This is a genomic window from Burkholderia sp. AU30198 (assembly GCF_020419825.1).
Taxonomy (GTDB): domain Bacteria; phylum Pseudomonadota; class Gammaproteobacteria; order Burkholderiales; family Burkholderiaceae; genus Burkholderia.
Window position 1 is genome coordinate 222,933 of record NZ_JAIZSA010000015.1, and the last position, 17,111, is coordinate 240,043.

Below are 17,111 nucleotides of genomic sequence, written 5' to 3' on the forward strand. Positions count from 1 at the left end.
GAGACTCACCATGCCCCGCACGCCGACGGATCGCGCCCCGCAGCGCGCCGCACGGGAACAGCCGCTCGCGCGCAAGATCCGCGCGCTCAGGCCGCTGTCGAGCGACGCGCGTGCGCAGCAGGTCACCGATGTCGTCGACGCATTCCGGCGCCTGCGCGGCAGCGTCGTGCGCTTCATCCGGATGTTCTCGGCCGCGCACGTCGACGACGCGCCGGACGATGCGCTGTCCGCCCTGGGCTTTCGTGAACTGCTGTCGACACTCGAAGACGAGGCCCGCGCCGCCCGCTTCACGCGCCTGCCCGAACTCGAACGGGCGATCGGCCACGCGCGCCGTCTCGAACGCACGCGCGACGACGTGTTCTCCGATTCGTTCAGCAACGACCCGGCCGCGATGCACGACGCGGTCGCCGGGCTGGAGCGCGTCGACCTGCTGTTCGTCGGGCTGTGCGTCGAGTACGTGATGGAGCGTCACGCGCCGGCGTCGCTCCCCGTTTCGCCCGAGGCCCCGTCCGTACGCTCGCTCACCGACCATTCAACCGCGCTCTGCTGACCGCGCCACGCCGCGTTACCCCGTGATTTCCCCGGAATTTCGTGCGTTATATTCCGTGGTATATTTCGCGAATCTTTCGCGCATCCGTCTCCGGCTCGACCACGCCGGACAGAGGTCAACATGCACGCTCCGCCCTTTCGCCTTGCCCGCACGGCGGATCTCTCGTCGCCCGGCGGTAACCTGCCCGCGGCAACCGGCACGCGGGTCGACGCATGCTGCGCGCCGTCGCGCGCGCAACTGACCGAGCTGAAGCGCCGCGCGCGCCTGTCCGAGCTCGATGCGAACCTGCACTGCTCGATCATCGGCACCTGCCTGACCACGCATGAACTGCGCAGGCTCGTACCGAAGTTCACCGACCTCGACCGCCAGCACGCGACCGACCTCGACATCCATCACGCGGCCGTCGAGCTCGCGATCGGCGGCACGGCCGGCGCGAAGGCCTTGCACAAGGCGCTCGACGAGCGTTATGCCGGCGCGATCCGCGCATTCGACAGCGCGAAGGATGCGGACGAACTCCTCGCGCGCTGGAAAGATGCACTGACAAGCGGCGACATTCCGCCCGCGTACTGGGCGCTGATGACGCATCCGCGCACGACGATGGGCGTGCGCCAGGCCGCGTTCGGCGACCTGCACATGCTGTCGCACCTGGTCGGCGCGGCCAATCGCGCCGATATCCGGCGGCTGGTTGCGCTGGAGGAAGAGAATGCGGCGCTGCACGCGAAGCTCGAGCGGCAGCAGGTGCGCCTGCACGACATGAGCGCGCAGCGCGACGCGGCGCTGCAGGAGCGGGATGCCCTCGCCGCGCGCCAGCACGCGCAGCCGTTGGCGGCCGAAAGCGTATTGCGCGACGAAGTACACGAACTGCGCGAAGCACTGGCCGCGCGCGACGAACGGCTCGCGCTGCACACGAGCCGCCGCGAGGCGGCCGAGCAGCGGATCGCCGCGGAACAGGCAAGCGCCCGCGCGATGCGCGCGCGGCTCGACGACCTGATGGCGATGGTGAAGACGCTGCGCGCCGAAGCGAGCGCGATCGAACAGGCGGTGCAGGCGTCGGCGGACGATCCCGCCGAACGCGCGGCCGATCCGCTGTCGATCCTTCAGGGCACGCGTCTGGTGTACGTCGGCGGGCGCCCGGGCTCGAACCGGGCGATCAAGCGGATCGTCGAAACGGCCGGCGGCGAGGTGACGCTGCACGACGGCGGCATCGAGGACCGCAAGGGCCTGCTGGCCGCGGCGCTACCGGGCGCGCGGATGGTCGTGTTCCCGGTCGACTGTATCGACCACGATTCGATGAACCTGCTCAAGCGCATCTGCGAACGCCATCACATCGCGTACTACCCGTTGCGGACGGCCAGCGTCGCCAGCTTCGTCGAGTTGATCGGGCGGCTCGATGCGCAGGCGCGCGATGTCATCGCGCCGGATGCCGCCACGGGCGACACGCCGCGTTTCTGCCTGCGGCACGGCTAGGGCCTGATTCGCTTCGTCGCATGCGTTGCGCGCTGCCCTTCGAGGGGCCGGTGAAAGCCCGTCGTCAGCCTGAACAGGCCACCGGGCAACGGCAAGCGGACACGCAACGCACCTTCAGCGCCGCACCATTTTCGTGAGCGCGGTAATTTCGTCCGCGCAAGCCGCGTAAGCCCGCGCCTCGATCTCGCGATAGAGGCGGATGATCTCCTCGCCGACCGGCGTGAGCGCACTGCCGCCGCCGCTCTGCCCGCCATGCTCGGACACCGTCGCCGGCGATTTCAGCGAGCGGTTCAGTTCGTCCATCAGCAACCACGCACGCCGGTACGACATCTTCAGGCTGCGCGCCGCCGCCGAAATCGAACCGTGCTCGCGCACGGCTTCGAGCAGCGCGACCTTGCCCGGGCCGAGCGCGATCGTATCGGCTTGCTGGATACGCATCCTGAACCGCACCTCAGGCTTGGGGTGTGCCGGTGTCTTCATGTTGTCCCGCCCTTTGAACGATGCGGGCAAGCATACACGATGGCCGGTGCGACGCGTGCCGGTTCAGACCTCGAGCACGCGCGCGACGATGCCGGCCAGCCGCTTCACGTGGCGCGGCGCGGGCAGGAGGTCGGCGCCCGAGAACAGCAGCGGCGCGCCGTCGTCGATCGACAGCGGCGCGTCGCCGCATTCGAACGCGACGATCACGTGTTCGCCGACGGGCGTGTTGAACAGTTCATGCCAGGAAAACGTGACCGCGTAGCCGTCGTGCGCATGCGCGATGAACACCATGCGCTTGAAGTCGCCCGGCGCGTCGTTGCGCAGCCCGGCCGCGTCGAGCAGATCCTTCAGCCGCGCGCCACGATACGGCGCGACCGAGCGGATGAAGCGGTTCGTCGTGAAGCAGCGCAGGTCGAACGGCTCGGCCGTCGCGCTCGCGTGCCGGCGCAGGTCGTCGAGCGTCACCGTCATCGGCCGCTCGAATGCGCCAGTCAGCGCGATCGAGCCCGCTGCCGCCTGATGCGCCTGATGCGCCGAAGGCGCCGCCGTCCCTGCCATCTCCATCGCCCGCCTCCATGACGGCCCGCCGGTGGGCGTGCCTGCGTTGTATCGGCGGATATATTACGCCGCTAAAAAACCGGCCGGCAGAAGGTGCGCCGCATGGGCGGCATAACGGCGGCCGATCGTGCCCCGAGCTACGACAGCACGATGTTCTTGATGGCTTTCTTGAGGCTCTTGAAGCTGTCGACCGATTCCGCCTTCTGGTCCGTCACCAGCGCACCGATCCGCGCCGGCTCGCAGAAGCTGATCCGGCTGTTCGTGCCGAGCTTGCTGAAATCGGCCAGGATCGCGACGTCCGCCGCGTTGCTCACCATCGCGCGCGCCACTTCGGTTTCCATCCGGTCGTAGTTGGTCGCGCCACGGACGGCATCGACGCCCACCGGCGACAGCAGCGCGAGATCGGCGCGATAGCGGAAAATTTCGGCAACCGTGCCATCGCCGACGGTCGCGGCCGCGCGGCTGCCGATCATCCCGCCAAGCAGGATCGTTTCGTTCTTCGTCTGCCCCGGGTCGCTCGACCGCATCTTCAGTGCAACATCGATCGAGTTCGTGACGATCGTGAGGCCGGACAGCTTCGCCAGTTCCTCGGCCAGCAGCGTCGTGGTCGTGCCCGCGTCGATGAACAGCGTTTGCGAGCCTGTGACCAGCCTGGCCGCCGCACGGGCGATCGCCAGCTTCGCCTTCACGTGCGTCTGCGCGCGCTCGGCGATCGGCGCTTCGTCGCCCACCTGCACCGCGCCGCCGTGTACGCGTTTCAGTTCACCGAGCGCCTCGAGGTCGACGAGATCGCGTCGCACGGTTTCCCGCGACACGTTCAGGTCGGCCATGATCCGGTCGGTGGAAACGCGCTGCATCTTCGATAACAGAAGCCGGATCCTCTGGTATCGCTCTTCTTGCCACATGGAATGTCCTCGGAATGAGCGTCAATGTTATTCGAATGGCGAACTATGCTGCGCTCTCCTCCATCTTTTTGATGCCGACGAGGGTCTGCAGGGATTGACGGACCGCCTGGAACTCGCTGCTCGTCATCTTTGAAAACACCACGTGGATGCGGTCGTCGTCCGGCGCGGCGTCGTCCTGTTCGATGATGAACTGGACGATCCGCGCCTGGTCGATGCCGGGCATCGCCTGCAGCGACGTCAGTTTCACCGCGCCGCGGCTCGCGAGGATGCGCACGCCCCAGCGCTGCCGCGCGGCGAAGAAACGCTTCTCGATCGGCTTCAGGCCGGCCAGGATCGCGAGCACGATCGCCGTGGCGGCGATCGCGGCTACGTACATGCCGCCGCCCACGGCCAGCCCGACCGCCGCCACGACCCACAGGCTCGCCGCGGTCGTCAGGCCGCGGATGATTTCTCCACGCAGCATGATCGACCCGGCGCCGAGGAAGCCGATGCCCGACACCACCTGCGCGGCGACGCGCGACGGGTCCAGCGATACGTTCTTCGCGTTCTGGATATCCGCGAAACCGAACGCCGACACGATCATCACGAGCGCGGCGCCCACGGCCACCAGCATGTGCGTGCGCAATCCGGCCGCCCACGACAGGCGCTCGCGCTCGATGCCGACGATGCTGCCGAGCAGTGCCGCCAGCAACAGGCGGGAAATGATTTCCAGCTGACTGATCATCCGAAGTCTCCTTGCTTTTCCTGGCCTACCCGATGAAGCACGGCCCGCCTGGGCCGCCGCCCGATTCTTCCTGCCTTCGCCCGCCCGTCGCCAGACCCGGCAACCGGCAGGTTGTATTTTTGTGCGATCTTGCGATTTTGTGCGTTCTAATATACGGTACGCAAAACTACAAAGCCAGACCCAAGTTCGTTTGTTTCATCCGATCAGCACGATCAATCATCAGACCATTCAGGCAACACGATCCGGAACACTTGCTTAGGAGACCAACATGATGAAGAAGGCATGGATGCTCGCAGCTATGCTGCTGGCAGCGCTGGCGACGGCCCCCGCTCACGCGTCGGAAGGCGACGTCTGCAAAAAGGTGACGCTCGGCGATGTCGGCTGGAGCGACATCGCGGCCACCACCGGCGTCGCGATGATGCTGCTCGACGGGCTCGGCTACGAGGCGACCAAGACGATCGCGTCGCCGCCAATCGTGCTGGCCGGCGTGAAGAAGGCCCAGATCGACGCGTTCCTCGGCTACTGGGATCCGAGCATGACGCCGACGGTCAAGCCGTTCGTCGATGCCGGCGCCGTCCACCAGCTGCCGCAGCCCAACCTGATCGGCGCACGCTACACGCTGGCCGTGCCGCAGTACGCGTCCGACAAGGGCCTCAAGAGCTTCGCCGATATCGCCAAGTTCCGCGACCAGCTCGACGGCAAGATCTACGGAATCGGCGCCGGCAACAACGGCAACGCGCTGATCCAGCGAATGATCGACAAGAACGAGTTCGGGCTCGGCGGCTTCAAGCTGGTCGAATCGAGCGAGGCCGGGATGCTCGTGCAGGTCACGCGCGCGGTGCAGGAGCACCGGATGATCGTGTTCCTGGCGTGGGAGCCGCATCCGATGAACATCAACTACAAGATCGCCTATCTCGACGGCGGCGACGGTGTGTTCGGCCCGAACTACGGCTCGGCGAAGGTCTATACGCTCGTCACGCCCGGCTACCTCGAACGCTGCCCGAACGTCGGCCGGCTGCTGACCAACCTGAAGTTCACGACCGACGAAGAGAACCAGCTGATGGTGCCGATCATGAATCACGCGGACCCGGTCGCCGTGGCGAAGGAATGGGCGAAGAAGAACCCCGGCGTGCTGTCGAAGTGGCTCGACGGCGTCACGACCATCGACGGCAAGAACGCGAAGGACGCGATCGAGAAACTCATCGGCGCATAAACACGCAACACAAGGAACCACCCATGTACAAGAATCTTGCGCTGTTCGACCTCGACCACACGCTGCTGCCGCTCGACAGCGACCAGGCCTGGAGCCGCTTCATCACGCGGGTCGGCTGGCGGGAAGACGACGCGCACGTGGCGCTGATCGACGAGCACTACGGCCACTATGCGGCCGGCACGCTGGACATGGACGCGTATCTCGCCGTGACGCTCGCGCCGCTCACCCGCTATCCGCGCAAGGTGCTCGAGCGCTGGCACGCGCGGTTCATGGACGAAGTGATCCGTCCGGCGATCACGCCGCAGGCGCGTGAACTGGTCGACCGTCATCGCGAGAACGGCGATCTCTGCTGCATCGTGACGGCGACCAACGTCTTCGTCACGCGGCCGATCGCAGCCGAATTCGGTATAGAGCACCTGCTCGGCATCGAGCTCGATACCGACGACGGCACGCCGGGCGGTGCATTTACCGGGCGCAGTACGGGCGTGCCGAGCTTCCGCGAAGGAAAGATCGTGCGCACCACCGAGTGGCTGGCATCACTCGGCTACGCGCCGTCCGATTTCGAGCGCACCTACTTCTACAGCGATTCGATCAACGATGTGCCGCTGCTGGACTACGTCACGCATCCGGTCGCCACCAATCCCGACTCGAAGCTGTTGCAGGTGGCAGGCACGCGCGGGTGGCCTGTCATGAAGTTGTTCTGATTCGGGCGATATTCTCTGCTGTCCATTTTTCATGTCTGGAGGGGTAATGAAATACGGAGCACGCAGCAACGGCCTCAATCATTCAGGAATCCGATTCGAATCTGATCGAAAGCATATCGTCAACTCGCGCCGGTCGGAAAGCCGCTTTCCGCACTGGCGCGGCGTTTTCATGATCGCACTCCTGTGCACGCTGGCCGCTTGCGGCGACGGCGACTCGGGCACCGCAGCCAGCGTGGCGGCCGCGCGCGCGGCCGCACCGGGCTCGGCGTCCACGCCTGTCCTGCACTGCGCGAGCGCGTGCCACTGACCGACGCAGGCCGCGAGGCCAGCCATCCACGACAGAGAGCGATCATGCAAAACAAACCCACAACCCGACGCCAGTTCCTCGCCGATGCGTTGAAGCTCGCCGGTGCCACCGCGATCACGGGCATGCTGCCCGAAAGCATCGCGCGCGCGCAGGCCATTCCGGCAGCCACCGTCACCGGCACGATCCAGGACGTGAAGCACGTCGTGATCCTGATGCAGGAAAACCGTTCGTTCGACCACTACCTCGGCACGCTGGGCGGCGCACGCGGCTTCGGCGATCCGCGCCCGGTCGTGATTTCGAGCGGGTATCCGGTGTGGCGCCAGCCCTGGCTGCTGTCCTACGTGTTCCCGTTCAACCCGTCGCCGCCCTCCGGCACGGCGAACGGCGACACCTACTACGGCGACCTCCCTCACGACTGGGGCACCACGCACAGCGCCTGGAACAACGGCCGCTACGACAACTGGACCGGCGCGAAGACCAGCGGCACGATGTACTACTTCACGCAGAACGACATCCCGTTCTACTACGCACTGGCGAGCGCGTTCACGGTGTGCGACGACTACCACTGCTCGATGCTCGGCCCGACCGATCCGAACCGGCTGTATCTGTGGACCGGCTGCTGCGGCAACGTGCCGGGCTATTCGCCGTACACGGACAACACGATGACCGGCACCGGCTGGACGACCTTGCCGGAACGGCTGAACGCCGCCGGCGTCACGTGGAAGTTCTACCAGGACAAGGGCAACGGCCTGGATTCCGGCCATGCGTACGGCAATTCCAACAGCGCCGGCAGCACGCTCTGGTGGAACGGCAACTACGGCGACAACATCGTCCTCAACTTCAAGCAGTACCAGAACCTCGGCGCCAACGATCCGCTCGCGCCCGCGCTCAACGGCACGCAGATCGACCCGAGCGGCGGCGGCAAGGAATACGACACGAACCTGTTCAGCCAGTTGCAGGCCGACGTCGCGAACGACACGTTGCCGCAAGTGTCGTGGATTGCCGCGCCTTACGCGTACTGCGAGCATCCGTCGTGGGCCGCGAGCGGCGGCGAATGGTACGTGAGCAACGTGCTGAACGCGCTGACGTCGAATCCGAAGGTCTGGGCCAGCACGGTGCTGCTCGTGATGTACGACGAGAACGACGGCCTGTTCGATCACGTGCCGCCCGCCGTCCCGGCCAGCACCGCGGCCGGCACCGGGCAGTCGACCGTGTCGACGGCCGCGGAATTCGTCGCCAGCAGCGGCAGCGCATCGGACGGCTCGGCCAGCGGCGACGTGCCGATCGGGCTCGGGCCGCGCGTGCCGATGTTCGTGATCTCGCCGTGGTCGAAGGGCGGCAAAGTGAATTCGCAGGTCTTCGATCACACGTCGGTGGTCCGGTTCCTGGAAGCGCGATTCGGGTTTCAGGAGACCAATATCTCGCCGTGGCGACGCGCGGTGTGCGGCGACCTGACCTCGGCCTTCGATTTCTCGAACGCCGACCAGACCGTTCCCGCGATCCAGCCGCCGGCGAGCAACATGAACCCGAACGGCCCGGCCGTCCTGATCCCGTACCCGACCACCACCGCGGTGCCGGCGCAAACGGCCGGCCGCAGCACCGCCTGCCGCCTGCCGTACGAGTTCTTCGTGCAAGGCAAGGTCAACCGCGCCGGCAACGCGCTGGCGCTGACGATGACCAACACCGGCACCGCGGGCGTGCACCTGCAGGCGTGGGTCGACGGCACGAGCACGATCCCCCGGCATTACACGATCGCGGCCGGCGCAACCCAGTGCGCGAACCTGTCGGATTCGCTCGCGCTGAATAGCGGCGGCAGCTACGACTATTCGGTCTACGGCCCGAACGGCTTCCTGCAGACGTTCCGCGGCAGCATCGGTTCATCCGGCAACACGGGATCGACCGCCGAAATCAGCCTGTGCTACGACGTCGCGAACGGCAACGTGCAGATCACGCTCGACAACTCCGCGGGTTCCAGCGCGACGACGTTCCAGCTCACCGACAACGCCTACGGGGTGAACACGCGGCAGTCGTTCACCGTCGCCGCCGGCGCGACGCAGGCCGTCACGTGGTACGGCGACGGCGGCTGGTACGACGCCAGCATCCGCGACGCGAACGACCCGAACTTCCTGCGCCGGGTGGCCGGCTGCGTACAGATGCAATCCGGCGCGCTGCTCACGGATTCGGCGATCGGCAATACCGGCAAGAAGTTCGTCGCGTCGCTCGCGTCGCAGGGCTCGACGTTCGGCACGCTGCGCTTCGACTACGTCGCGCCGCCGTGGAGCCACAGCCCGAAGAACTGGGTCGGCATCTTTGCGCATGGCGCGCAGCCGACCAAGGGCAGCTACAAGTCGTGGGCATACCTGCCGAAGAGCACCGGCTCACTGCTGTTCTCGTCCACGGCGAACAGCACGCTGGCGTCGGGGCAGTACGATGCGTGGTACCTGTTCGACGACGGCTACACGCCGCTCGCGGGCCCCGTCACGATCACCATCTGACGGCATGGCCAGACCGTGTCGGCCGCCCGCACGGGGCCGACATGCATTCGGGCGCGACGTACCACGTTGCGCCCGAATGCTTTTCCAGCCATGCAGCACGCGCTAGACGAGCAGATCTTCGTAGAACGCGCCGAACGGCCGCGTCGGGTGCGCGATCTGGATTTCGAGGATCCACAGTCCGGCCGCCGGCGCGGCATCGAAGTCGCCGAGATTGCCGGCCTTGTAGATCGCGTGCGGAAAATCGCTGACGCGATGCCCCTTGATGTCGACGTTCAGCCGGAAGCCGTGCGCGTCGGCGCGTTGCGCGGCGAATTCGTACAGCGCGATGCCCGCGCAGCCGGTGGTGCGCCAGTGATGTTCGACTTCGTCGTAGATCGCGCGCGCCGCTCGTGCACACGCATGCATGTCGGGATCGTCGCCGCACACGAAGGTCGCGCCCGCGTCGCCTTCATGCTTCGACCACACCGCGCCCAGGTCGATGAAGAAGATGTCGTCGTCCGCGAGGACGGGGTCCGCCACCGAGCGCTCCTTGAACGTGCGCAGCGTGTTTTCGCCGAAGCGGACGAGCACCGGATGCCAGATTCGGTCCATCCCGAGATCCTTCAGCACGCTCAACCCCAGCGCATTGGCCTCCGATTCCCGCATGCCGGGCCGGATGCCCGCGGCGATCGCGTCGACGGCCTGCCATGTCATGGTTCTTGCGTGCTGCATCGCATCGAGCGAAAAAGCTTCGCCGACGGCTTCGCGTTGCGTCGAATTCAAGATGGTGCTCCCGTACGGGTGAAAGGGGGTGGAGTCGGACGTTCGTCATTTCGATATGCACAGGAGAATATATCGATTCGCCAATCGATGCCGAACCGTGCTCCGTCGTATGCCACAGCAAAAACGAGCGTCCTTGATGGAGCGCCCGTTCGCGTGTGTGTGCGCTAGATCAGAACTTGTGACGCAGGCCGATCCGCGTGACGAACTGCGTGTTTGCACCCGCGTTGCCGATGAACGACCCCGACGAGCCGATCTCTGCCTGCACCGGCACCACGCGGCCGTTGATCGTGTTGCTGCCCGACGCCTTCTGGTAGGCCGCGCTCACGTACACGTCCGTGCGCTTGGACAGCGCATAGTCGACCGCGGCATTGACCTGGTGCCACTTGCCGTCAAAGCGGCCGTCGAGCTTCGAGAACGTATAGCCGAGCCCGCCGCTCAGGGCCGGCGTGAACGCATAGCGGCCGCCGACTTCGTAGTTGTTCAGCTTCGACGTTTCGCCCGACAGCGGCACGAACTTCGTATGCGTCCAGTTCGCCCACACGAGCGCCGCCGCGATCGCATACCGTGCGCCGACGCCGACCGTCTCGAGGTCGCGCAACCCTTGCGTGTTGATGTTCGCGATGCTCACGCCGAATGCGGGCTGCGCGCCGTTCGGGAAACGGATGTTCGTGTACGCGGCACCGATGCCGAACGGACCTTGCGCGTAGTTCGCGCCGAAGCTGTACGCGCTCGACGAACCCTGCGAACCGTTCGCACCGGTCGTGGTCGGCGTGCCCGCGAACTGCGTCGAGTTCGAGAAGCCGTACATCGCGCCGAACGTGAGCCCCGCGAAGTTCGCGCTCTGGAACTTCACCGCGTTGTTGATGCGGCTCGACGTCAGCTGGTCGAGGTCGTTGATGTGATACGCGTAGTTGCCGGCCGGCGTCTGGCTGCCCATCGAATAGTTCGCACCGATGTAGTCGGTCGAGAACGAGTACTGGCGACCGAACGTCAGCGAGCCGATGCCGTTCTTCGACAGGCCGACGAACGCCTGCCGGCCGAAGATCGCGCCGCCCTGGCCGATCGAGCCGTCGCCGCTGCTGAAGCCGTTTTCCAGTACGAACAATGCCTTCAGCCCGCCGCCGAGATCCTCGGTGCCACGAATGCCCCAGCGGCTTCCGGACGCGACGCCGTCACCGTACTTGACGAGCTTGCCGTGCCCGCCCGTCGTCGCGACCTTGTTCGAGTACGTGATACCCGCATCGATCAATCCGTAGAGCGTCACGCTGCTTTGTGCGTGCGCGACGGTGCCGAACATCCCGAGTGCGGCCGCGGCCACGATGGTCTTTTTCATGCTCACTTCCTTTTTTGTTGTTGACGCGCGCGCCTGCGTCGCAGCGTGACGCGCGGCGGGTTGACGAAGAACCGACTGATGAACGAGCGCAAGCCACCGGATCGCCGCACGCACGAACGCCTCATGCGCGTGCACGATGTTCCGTTTCGATGCCGGTGTGGGCTTGCTGAAGCGGCATGCCGCGGGGCGGCCGCTCGTGTTGCAGCGTCGAAAAGCGCGCGCTCCGGTAGCGCATGCCGCGACGACGCGTTGCTCCGGCGATGCAGGTCAGAATCTCTTCCGGCTTTCGTGGAGCGGGTGGACGACGTGGCGCCTGACGACGCCACGACCTTCGATATATTTTTCGGAATATATCGAGTTGTCACCAAACGGTAAACAATTATTCGGGTTCCTGTCGTCTTTCATCCACATGCGATCGACGGCCATCCGGATCGAAGACAAGACACGCGACGGCCGTCATCTCAGCGAGGCGAGTACGGGGGTAACGCCGAAATCCCGCATAATCAGTCGGTTGAACGAGCGCCTCAGCCGGCACGCGAACCCCGCACACGTTTGCGCGGCCGTCCGGTTCATCGCCTGACCGCGTTCCGCCGTCACGGAAGCAGCCCGTCTGTGCCGGTCTCGCCCGCGGCGAATTGTGCGGGCGCAAACAATCGAAGCAAGAACAAACGCGCGGCGGCGCACATCACGACGCCGGCAATCGCATCACGGACACCACCACGCATCGCGCAGAAGACAGGACACCGACACATGGACCGAGCCGAACACATCAGCATCGAACAGACGAGCGGGCTGCCCGCCGACGAACTGGACCGATGCGACTTCTCGTTCGACATCGCCTGGGAATTGAACGCACCGTATCAGGACTTGCTCGATCTCCGCGCGCTGCCGGCACGCCGCAAGAATTACGGCTTCGATCCGGCCGGCTGGGCGGACGAGGCATCCGGCAAGACGGCGCTCTTTCGCGCAACGGCCGGCAGCCGGCTCGCCGGGTTCGTGGCCATCGGCCAGAGCTGGAACGGGATGGCCGAGATCGCGGAGCTGGCCGTCGACCGCCACTGCCGGCGGCAAGGCATCGGGCAGTTGCTGCTGGCGGCCGCCGAATCCTGGGCGCGCAGCCACGGGTTCGGCTTCATGCGGCTGGAGACGCAGTCGAACAATGTCGCCGCGTGCAGCACGTATGCGCGCGCGGGCTTCGTGCTGGGTGGACACGATCGCCTGCTGTACGCGGACGACGAGAACGACGGTGAAGTGGCGCTGTTCTGGTACAAGGACCTGCGAGACGGGCAGACCGCACGAATCCGCACGGTCGACCCGGAATCGATGCGGCCGGTGCGCTGACGCGCGGCCGCCGGCGCTTCATGGCCGAATCATTGCCGCTTTAGGTCCGCGTCGCCACGATGAACAGGCGTGGGAACGGCAGCAGCACGGTGCCGTCGGCGAGTTCCGGATAGCCGCCCGGGCCCGCGATCGCATCGCGATACCGTGCGAGAAACGCCGCGCGCTCGCCATCGTCGAGCGCCGCGAGGAACGGCCGCAGCGCGCTGCCCTTGAACCATTCGACGACCGCATCGGCACCGCCGCGCAGCGGGTGGTAGTAGGTCGTGCGCCACACGTCCACGCGCGAACACAGCGGCGCCAGCAGCGCGTGGTAGTAACGTGCATCGAACCGCTCGGTGCGTGCCGCACCCTTCAGCTTGTCCGCCCACGGCCCGGCCGCGGCGACCTCGCGCATCAGCCGGTGCGCGGGTTCGTCGAGGTTGTCGGGCATCTGCACCGCAAGATGGCCGCCCGGCGCGAGCCGGCCGACGAGCGCCGGAAACAGCGTGTCGTGCGCGGGCACCCATTGCAGCACCGCATTTGCGAGAATCAGGTCGTAGCCGCCCGGATCATCCCAGGTGGAGATATCTACGACATCGAAACGCAAGTCCGGCAGGCGCTTGCGCGCGGCGTCGATCATGTCCGCCGACGCGTCGATCCCGTGAACCGTGGCGTCCGGCGCACGCGCGATCAGCGCCTCCGTCGAATTGCCGGGCCCGCAGCCGATGTCGATCGCGGTATGGATCGGCGTGTTCGGCACCGCGGCCAGCAGATCGCGGATCGGCCGCGTGCGTTCGTCCTCGAATTGCACGTACTGGGCAGCGTATCGATCGAGTGGGGTCGTCATGTCGTTTCTCCTGGTCGGCGTGGACAGCCTTGCCTTCTACACGGATGGGATGCCGATGGCCGTCGATGCACCGCATTCTGCGATTGTCACGGCGTTCAGTAAAATGAATTTAATATCGTGATTGATTCAAATATCTGATGAAAATCGATACGCTCGGTGTCCAGGCCTTCGTCGCGATCGCCGACGGCGGCAGCTTCCGGCAGGCAGCCTACACGCTGCACGTCACGCAGACAGCCATCACGCAGCGGCTGCGCAAGCTCGAAACCTTTCTCGGCGTCGCGCTCGTCGAGCGCACCACACGCCGCACCACACTCACCGAAATCGGCCGCCGCTTCCTGCCGCAAGCACGCCGGCTGCTGAACGAGCTGTCCGACGCGCTCACCGAAATTCGCGAAACCGGCCTGAGCCAGCGCGGCGACGTCACGATCGCGTGCGTGCCGACGGTCGGCGTGCAATACCTGCCGCGCATCCTGCGCGCGTTCTCCGCGCACCGGCCGCACGATCGCGTGAAGATCCTCGATCACGCGTCGGCGTCGGTGCTGCAGGCCGTGCTGCATCGCGAGGCCGAGTTCGGCATCGGCATTGCCGGCGACCAGCATCCCGAACTCGTCAATGTGCCGCTGACGAGCGATCCGTACGTGCTGGTGTGCCGCGACGATCATCCGCTCGCGAAGCGGCGGCGCATTCGCTGGGCGGCGCTACAGCCGCATCCGCTGATCTTCGCCGGCGAAGTGAGCGGCAATCGCGGGCTGCTCGACGGCGCACTGAAGACGAGCGGCGTATCGCTGCATTCGTTCTACGAAGTGCAGCGCAGTTCGACGGCCCTCGGGCTCGTCGCGGAAGGGCTCGGCGCAGCCGTGGTGCCGAAGCTCGCGATCCAGAAGAACGCGTATCCGATGATCCGCACGATCGAGCTCGTCGAGCCGGCGGTGTCGCGCACGCTCGTGCTCGTCACGCGCAAGAGCGCGCAACTGTCGCCGGCCGCGCGTGCGTTGTACGACATGATCGTCGAACAGGCCGCACCCTGACGATCGTGTCAGGGGTGCGTCACGAAGCAGCGCCTTCGGGGTAGTATCGCCACACACGGTCGCGACGCCCGGTGCCTACCCGGCACCGCACGCGTCATGCCACCGCTGCAACGGCCGTCCCTCACCATCCCGCACGGAGCACTGCATGGCCTATCGCAACTATCACAAGCGCACGATTGCAGGCCGGGAACTCCATCCCGAAACCCAGATGATGTCGTACGGCTACGATCCGTTCCTGTCGGAAGGATCCGTGAAGCCACCCGTGTTCCTCACATCGACCTTCGCGTTTCGCACGGCCGAGGACGGCGCCGAATTCTTCGACGTCGTGGCCGGGCGCAAGCCTTCGCCCGAAGGCGAAGGCGCGGGCCTCGTCTACAGCCGTTTCAATCACCCGAACCTGGAGATCGCCGAGGATCGCCTCGCCCTGCTCGATGATTCCGAAGCGGCCGTCGTGACATCGAGCGGCATGTCGGCCATCGCCGCGATCCTGCTGACGTTCCTGCGGCCGGGCGACTGCATCGTCCAGTCCGTGCCGCTGTATGGCGGCACCGAGACGCTGATCTCGAAGTTCCTGCCCGAGTGGGGCATTCGCGCCGAAGTGATTGCCGACGGGCTGTCCACCCACGCAATCCGCGCCGCGCTCGAAGCGGCCGCGCAAAAGGGCAACGTGCGGATGTGCTACATCGAGACGCCCGCCAACCCGACCAACGCGCTGTTCGACCTCGACGGGCTGCGCAGCGAGATCGATGCATTCGAGGCACGCCACGGCTATCGCCCGCTGTCGGTCTGCGACAACACGCTGCTCGGGCCCCTGTACCAGAAGCCGTCGCGGCAAGGCATCGACCTGAGCGTGTACTCGCTGACGAAATACATCGGCGGGCATAGCGACCTCGTCGCCGGCGGCGTCACGGGCGCCCGCGACCTGATCACGAAGATCTGCTCGATCCGCAGCACGCTCGGCTCGCAGCTCGACCCGCATTCGTCGTGGATGATCACCCGCTCGATGGAAACGCTCGTGCTGCGCATGCAGCAGGCCGCCCGCAGCGGCAGCGCCGTCGCTCGCTGGCTCGCCGGCAATCCGCATCGGCCGATGCGCGTGCTGCACCCCGAGCTCATCGACGATCCGGCCTATCAGGCCGTCTACCAGCGCCAGTGCACCGGGCCGGGCTCAACGTTCGCGTTCATCCTCGACGGCGGCCGCGAGCAGGCGTTCAGGTTCATCAACCACCTGTCGCTCTTCAAGTCGGCCGTCAGCCTCGGCGGCACGGAGTCGCTGATCTGCCATCCCGCATCGACGACGCATTCGGGCGTGCCGGCCGATGCACGTGCTGCGGCGGGTGTGTCGGAAGGATTGATTCGTGTGTCAGTCGGGCTCGAGCATCCGGACGACCTGATCGCCGACCTGTCGTACGCGCTGGAGCATTGCTGACGCGGGCGGCATGTGCCCCGTGCCGGTTCGCGCGGGAGCGGTTCGGCCGGCGCGCGGCGGACATTCAGTGAAGCCGCACGTGCGCGGGGCCGGCGCCCGGACGCCGACACCCAGACGCCAGCGTTCGCGCTGCGCCCGCGTGCGCGCCGCGCGACGCGCACCGGCTAAAACGAGTCAAAGCACCTTCACCATGAACACGCGCGACGTCCCTTCCGGCTCGCACGGCACTTCGCCGAACGCTTCATAGCCCTGCTTCCGGTAGAAGTCGGGCGCCTGGAACGAGATCGTGTAGAGCACCGCACGCGCGCACCCGCGTCGTTTCGCCTCGGCTTCGGCCTCGCGCAGCAGCCGGCTGCCGAATCCGCCGCCGCGCAGCGATTCGGGCAGGTAAAAGAGATCGATGAAGAAGAGGCCGAGCGACGTGCGCCCCGTGAGGCCGCCCATGATCTCGCCGGTCGCGGAATCGGTGACGTACACATCGAGCGCGGCCGCGTCGGCGCGCCCCGTCATCGCGTGATTGAATTCGCCGAGCTTGCGGCTGATGAGATCGTGTGCGGCCGGCTGCTCGGTGTCGGTCAGTTGAAGCGTAACGTCGGGAACGGTTGTCATCGGAAGAACGCGCGTCGTTGAATTGTCTGACATGATGCCAGCAAAGCAAGCGGCACACGACCGCCCGGCTACCCCGCCCTGCACGCGAACGCCCCACGCGAACGGCGGGCCCGTTACCCGCCCGCCGTCGCTTTCGTCATGCCATGACGCGCGCCTTCACGCCACCGCGAACGCCGCCTTCATGTCGGCCACGCGGCGCCGCTCACGCGCGATCATCATCCGGTTTACGACGATCACGCCGATCGTCACCGCGGTGATGAACAGCGTCGCCAGTGCGTTCATCTCCGGGTTCAGCCCCAGCCGCACGCGCGAGAACACCACCAGCGGCAGCGTCGTCGAGCCCGGCCCGGACAGGAACGCCGACAGCACCAGATCGTCGA

At 66.3% G+C, this 17,111-nt stretch carries 19 protein-coding genes and 1 pseudogene; 11 read left to right on the top strand and 9 right to left on the bottom strand.

The features are described 5' to 3' along the window. Positions 1–10: 10 nt before the first annotated feature. Together LGN19_RS28915 and LGN19_RS28920 are read left to right on the top strand one after the other, a co-directional pair. Entirely contained in the window at positions 11–550 is a 540-nt protein-coding gene (locus LGN19_RS28915; RefSeq protein ID WP_226218510.1) for a hypothetical protein, read from the top strand. Between the two features lie 120 nt (positions 551–670). Beyond that, positions 671–2,017 carry a DUF2325 domain-containing protein gene (locus tag LGN19_RS28920; protein ID WP_226218512.1) on the top strand — a complete coding sequence of 449 codons (1,347 nt, stop codon included), beginning with the start codon at positions 671–673 and terminating at the stop codon, positions 2,015–2,017. 114 nt (positions 2,018–2,131) lie between these two features. On the opposite strand, the gene LGN19_RS28925 is transcribed toward LGN19_RS28920, so the two are convergent. From LGN19_RS28925 to LGN19_RS28940, 4 genes are all read right to left on the bottom strand, one after another. Beyond that, complete coding sequence (locus LGN19_RS28925) at positions 2,132–2,455, bottom strand: winged helix-turn-helix domain-containing protein (RefSeq protein WP_122948685.1); 324 nt, start codon at positions 2,453–2,455, stop codon at positions 2,132–2,134. 105 nt (positions 2,456–2,560) lie between these two features. Continuing rightward, a complete protein-coding gene (locus LGN19_RS28930; RefSeq protein ID WP_226218515.1) occupies positions 2,561–3,061 on the bottom strand; it encodes a molybdopterin-dependent oxidoreductase in 501 nt (166 codons plus the stop codon). 131 nt (positions 3,062–3,192) lie between these two features. Next, positions 3,193–3,960 carry a DeoR/GlpR family DNA-binding transcription regulator gene (locus LGN19_RS28935; protein WP_226218517.1) on the bottom strand — a complete coding sequence of 256 codons (768 nt, stop codon included), beginning with the start codon at positions 3,958–3,960 and terminating at the stop codon, positions 3,193–3,195. Between the two features lie 43 nt (positions 3,961–4,003). Continuing rightward, positions 4,004–4,684 (bottom strand): MgtC/SapB family protein, encoded by a 681-nt coding sequence (locus LGN19_RS28940; RefSeq protein ID WP_122948682.1) that lies wholly within the window; start codon positions 4,682–4,684, stop codon positions 4,004–4,006. A 268-nt stretch (positions 4,685–4,952) separates the two neighbouring features. Between LGN19_RS28940 and LGN19_RS28945 the strand changes: the two genes are divergently transcribed. The 4 genes from LGN19_RS28945 to LGN19_RS28960 all read left to right on the top strand — a co-directional run bounded on the left by LGN19_RS28945 (position 4,953) and on the right by LGN19_RS28960 (position 9,403). After that, positions 4,953–5,897 carry a choline ABC transporter substrate-binding protein gene (locus tag LGN19_RS28945; RefSeq protein ID WP_413227246.1) on the top strand — a complete coding sequence of 315 codons (945 nt, stop codon included), beginning with the start codon at positions 4,953–4,955 and terminating at the stop codon, positions 5,895–5,897. 23 nt (positions 5,898–5,920) lie between these two features. Next, on the top strand, positions 5,921–6,601 hold the full coding sequence (locus tag LGN19_RS28950; protein WP_226218519.1) for an HAD family hydrolase: 681 nt from the start codon (positions 5,921–5,923) through the stop codon (positions 6,599–6,601). Positions 6,602–6,770: 169 nt separating this feature from the next. After that, a complete protein-coding gene (locus LGN19_RS28955; RefSeq protein WP_226218520.1) occupies positions 6,771–6,908 on the top strand; it encodes a hypothetical protein in 138 nt (45 codons plus the stop codon). A 44-nt stretch (positions 6,909–6,952) separates the two neighbouring features. Next, a complete protein-coding gene (locus LGN19_RS28960; protein WP_226218522.1) occupies positions 6,953–9,403 on the top strand; it encodes a phosphocholine-specific phospholipase C in 2,451 nt (816 codons plus the stop codon). A 102-nt stretch (positions 9,404–9,505) separates the two neighbouring features. Here LGN19_RS28960 and LGN19_RS28965 read toward each other — a convergent pair whose 3' ends face one another. Next, positions 9,506–10,165: a M24 family metallopeptidase gene (locus tag LGN19_RS28965; RefSeq protein ID WP_226218523.1), complete on the bottom strand. Its 660-nt coding sequence runs from the start codon at positions 10,163–10,165 to the stop codon at positions 9,506–9,508. Between the two features lie 169 nt (positions 10,166–10,334). Further along, positions 10,335–11,498 (bottom strand): porin, encoded by a 1,164-nt coding sequence (locus tag LGN19_RS28970; RefSeq protein ID WP_122948676.1) that lies wholly within the window; start codon positions 11,496–11,498, stop codon positions 10,335–10,337. Between the two features lie 136 nt (positions 11,499–11,634). Here LGN19_RS28970 and LGN19_RS28975 point away from each other — a divergent pair, with 136 nt between their 5' ends. Then, the gene (locus LGN19_RS28975; protein WP_226218525.1) at positions 11,635–12,078 is read left to right on the top strand and encodes a hypothetical protein; all 444 of its coding nucleotides are present in this window, start codon (positions 11,635–11,637) and stop codon (positions 12,076–12,078) included. A gap of 170 nt (positions 12,079–12,248) precedes the next feature. Next, a complete protein-coding gene (locus tag LGN19_RS28980) occupies positions 12,249–12,839 on the top strand; it encodes a GNAT family N-acetyltransferase (protein WP_122948675.1) in 591 nt (196 codons plus the stop codon). A gap of 40 nt (positions 12,840–12,879) precedes the next feature. Here LGN19_RS28980 and tam read toward each other — a convergent pair whose 3' ends face one another. Further along, positions 12,880–13,665, bottom strand: coding sequence for a trans-aconitate 2-methyltransferase (gene tam / locus LGN19_RS28985; RefSeq protein ID WP_226218527.1), 786 nt, complete (start codon positions 13,663–13,665; stop codon positions 12,880–12,882). On the opposite strand from tam, the gene LGN19_RS39630 reads away from it, so the two are divergent. The 3 genes from LGN19_RS39630 to LGN19_RS28995 all read left to right on the top strand — a co-directional run bounded on the left by LGN19_RS39630 (position 13,664) and on the right by LGN19_RS28995 (position 16,122). Beyond that, the gene (locus LGN19_RS39630) at positions 13,664–13,786 is read left to right on the top strand and encodes a hypothetical protein (protein ID WP_264173218.1); all 123 of its coding nucleotides are present in this window, start codon (positions 13,664–13,666) and stop codon (positions 13,784–13,786) included. The two genes, tam and LGN19_RS39630, sit on opposite strands and share 2 nt — an antisense overlap. Before the next feature lie 16 nt (positions 13,787–13,802). Next, the gene (locus LGN19_RS28990) at positions 13,803–14,693 is read left to right on the top strand and encodes a LysR family transcriptional regulator (protein WP_226218529.1); all 891 of its coding nucleotides are present in this window, start codon (positions 13,803–13,805) and stop codon (positions 14,691–14,693) included. Positions 14,694–14,838: 145 nt separating this feature from the next. Beyond that, entirely contained in the window at positions 14,839–16,122 is a 1,284-nt protein-coding gene (locus LGN19_RS28995) for a cystathionine gamma-synthase family protein (protein WP_226218531.1), read from the top strand. Between the two features lie 174 nt (positions 16,123–16,296). Here LGN19_RS28995 and LGN19_RS29000 read toward each other — a convergent pair whose 3' ends face one another. Both LGN19_RS29000 and LGN19_RS29005 read right to left on the bottom strand, forming a co-directional pair. Next, positions 16,297–16,731: a GNAT family N-acetyltransferase gene (locus tag LGN19_RS29000; protein WP_226218532.1), complete on the bottom strand. Its 435-nt coding sequence runs from the start codon at positions 16,729–16,731 to the stop codon at positions 16,297–16,299. 156 nt (positions 16,732–16,887) lie between these two features. Then, positions 16,888–17,111 (bottom strand): annotated as a pseudogene (locus tag LGN19_RS29005) (putrescine ABC transporter permease PotI); the annotation flags it as partial.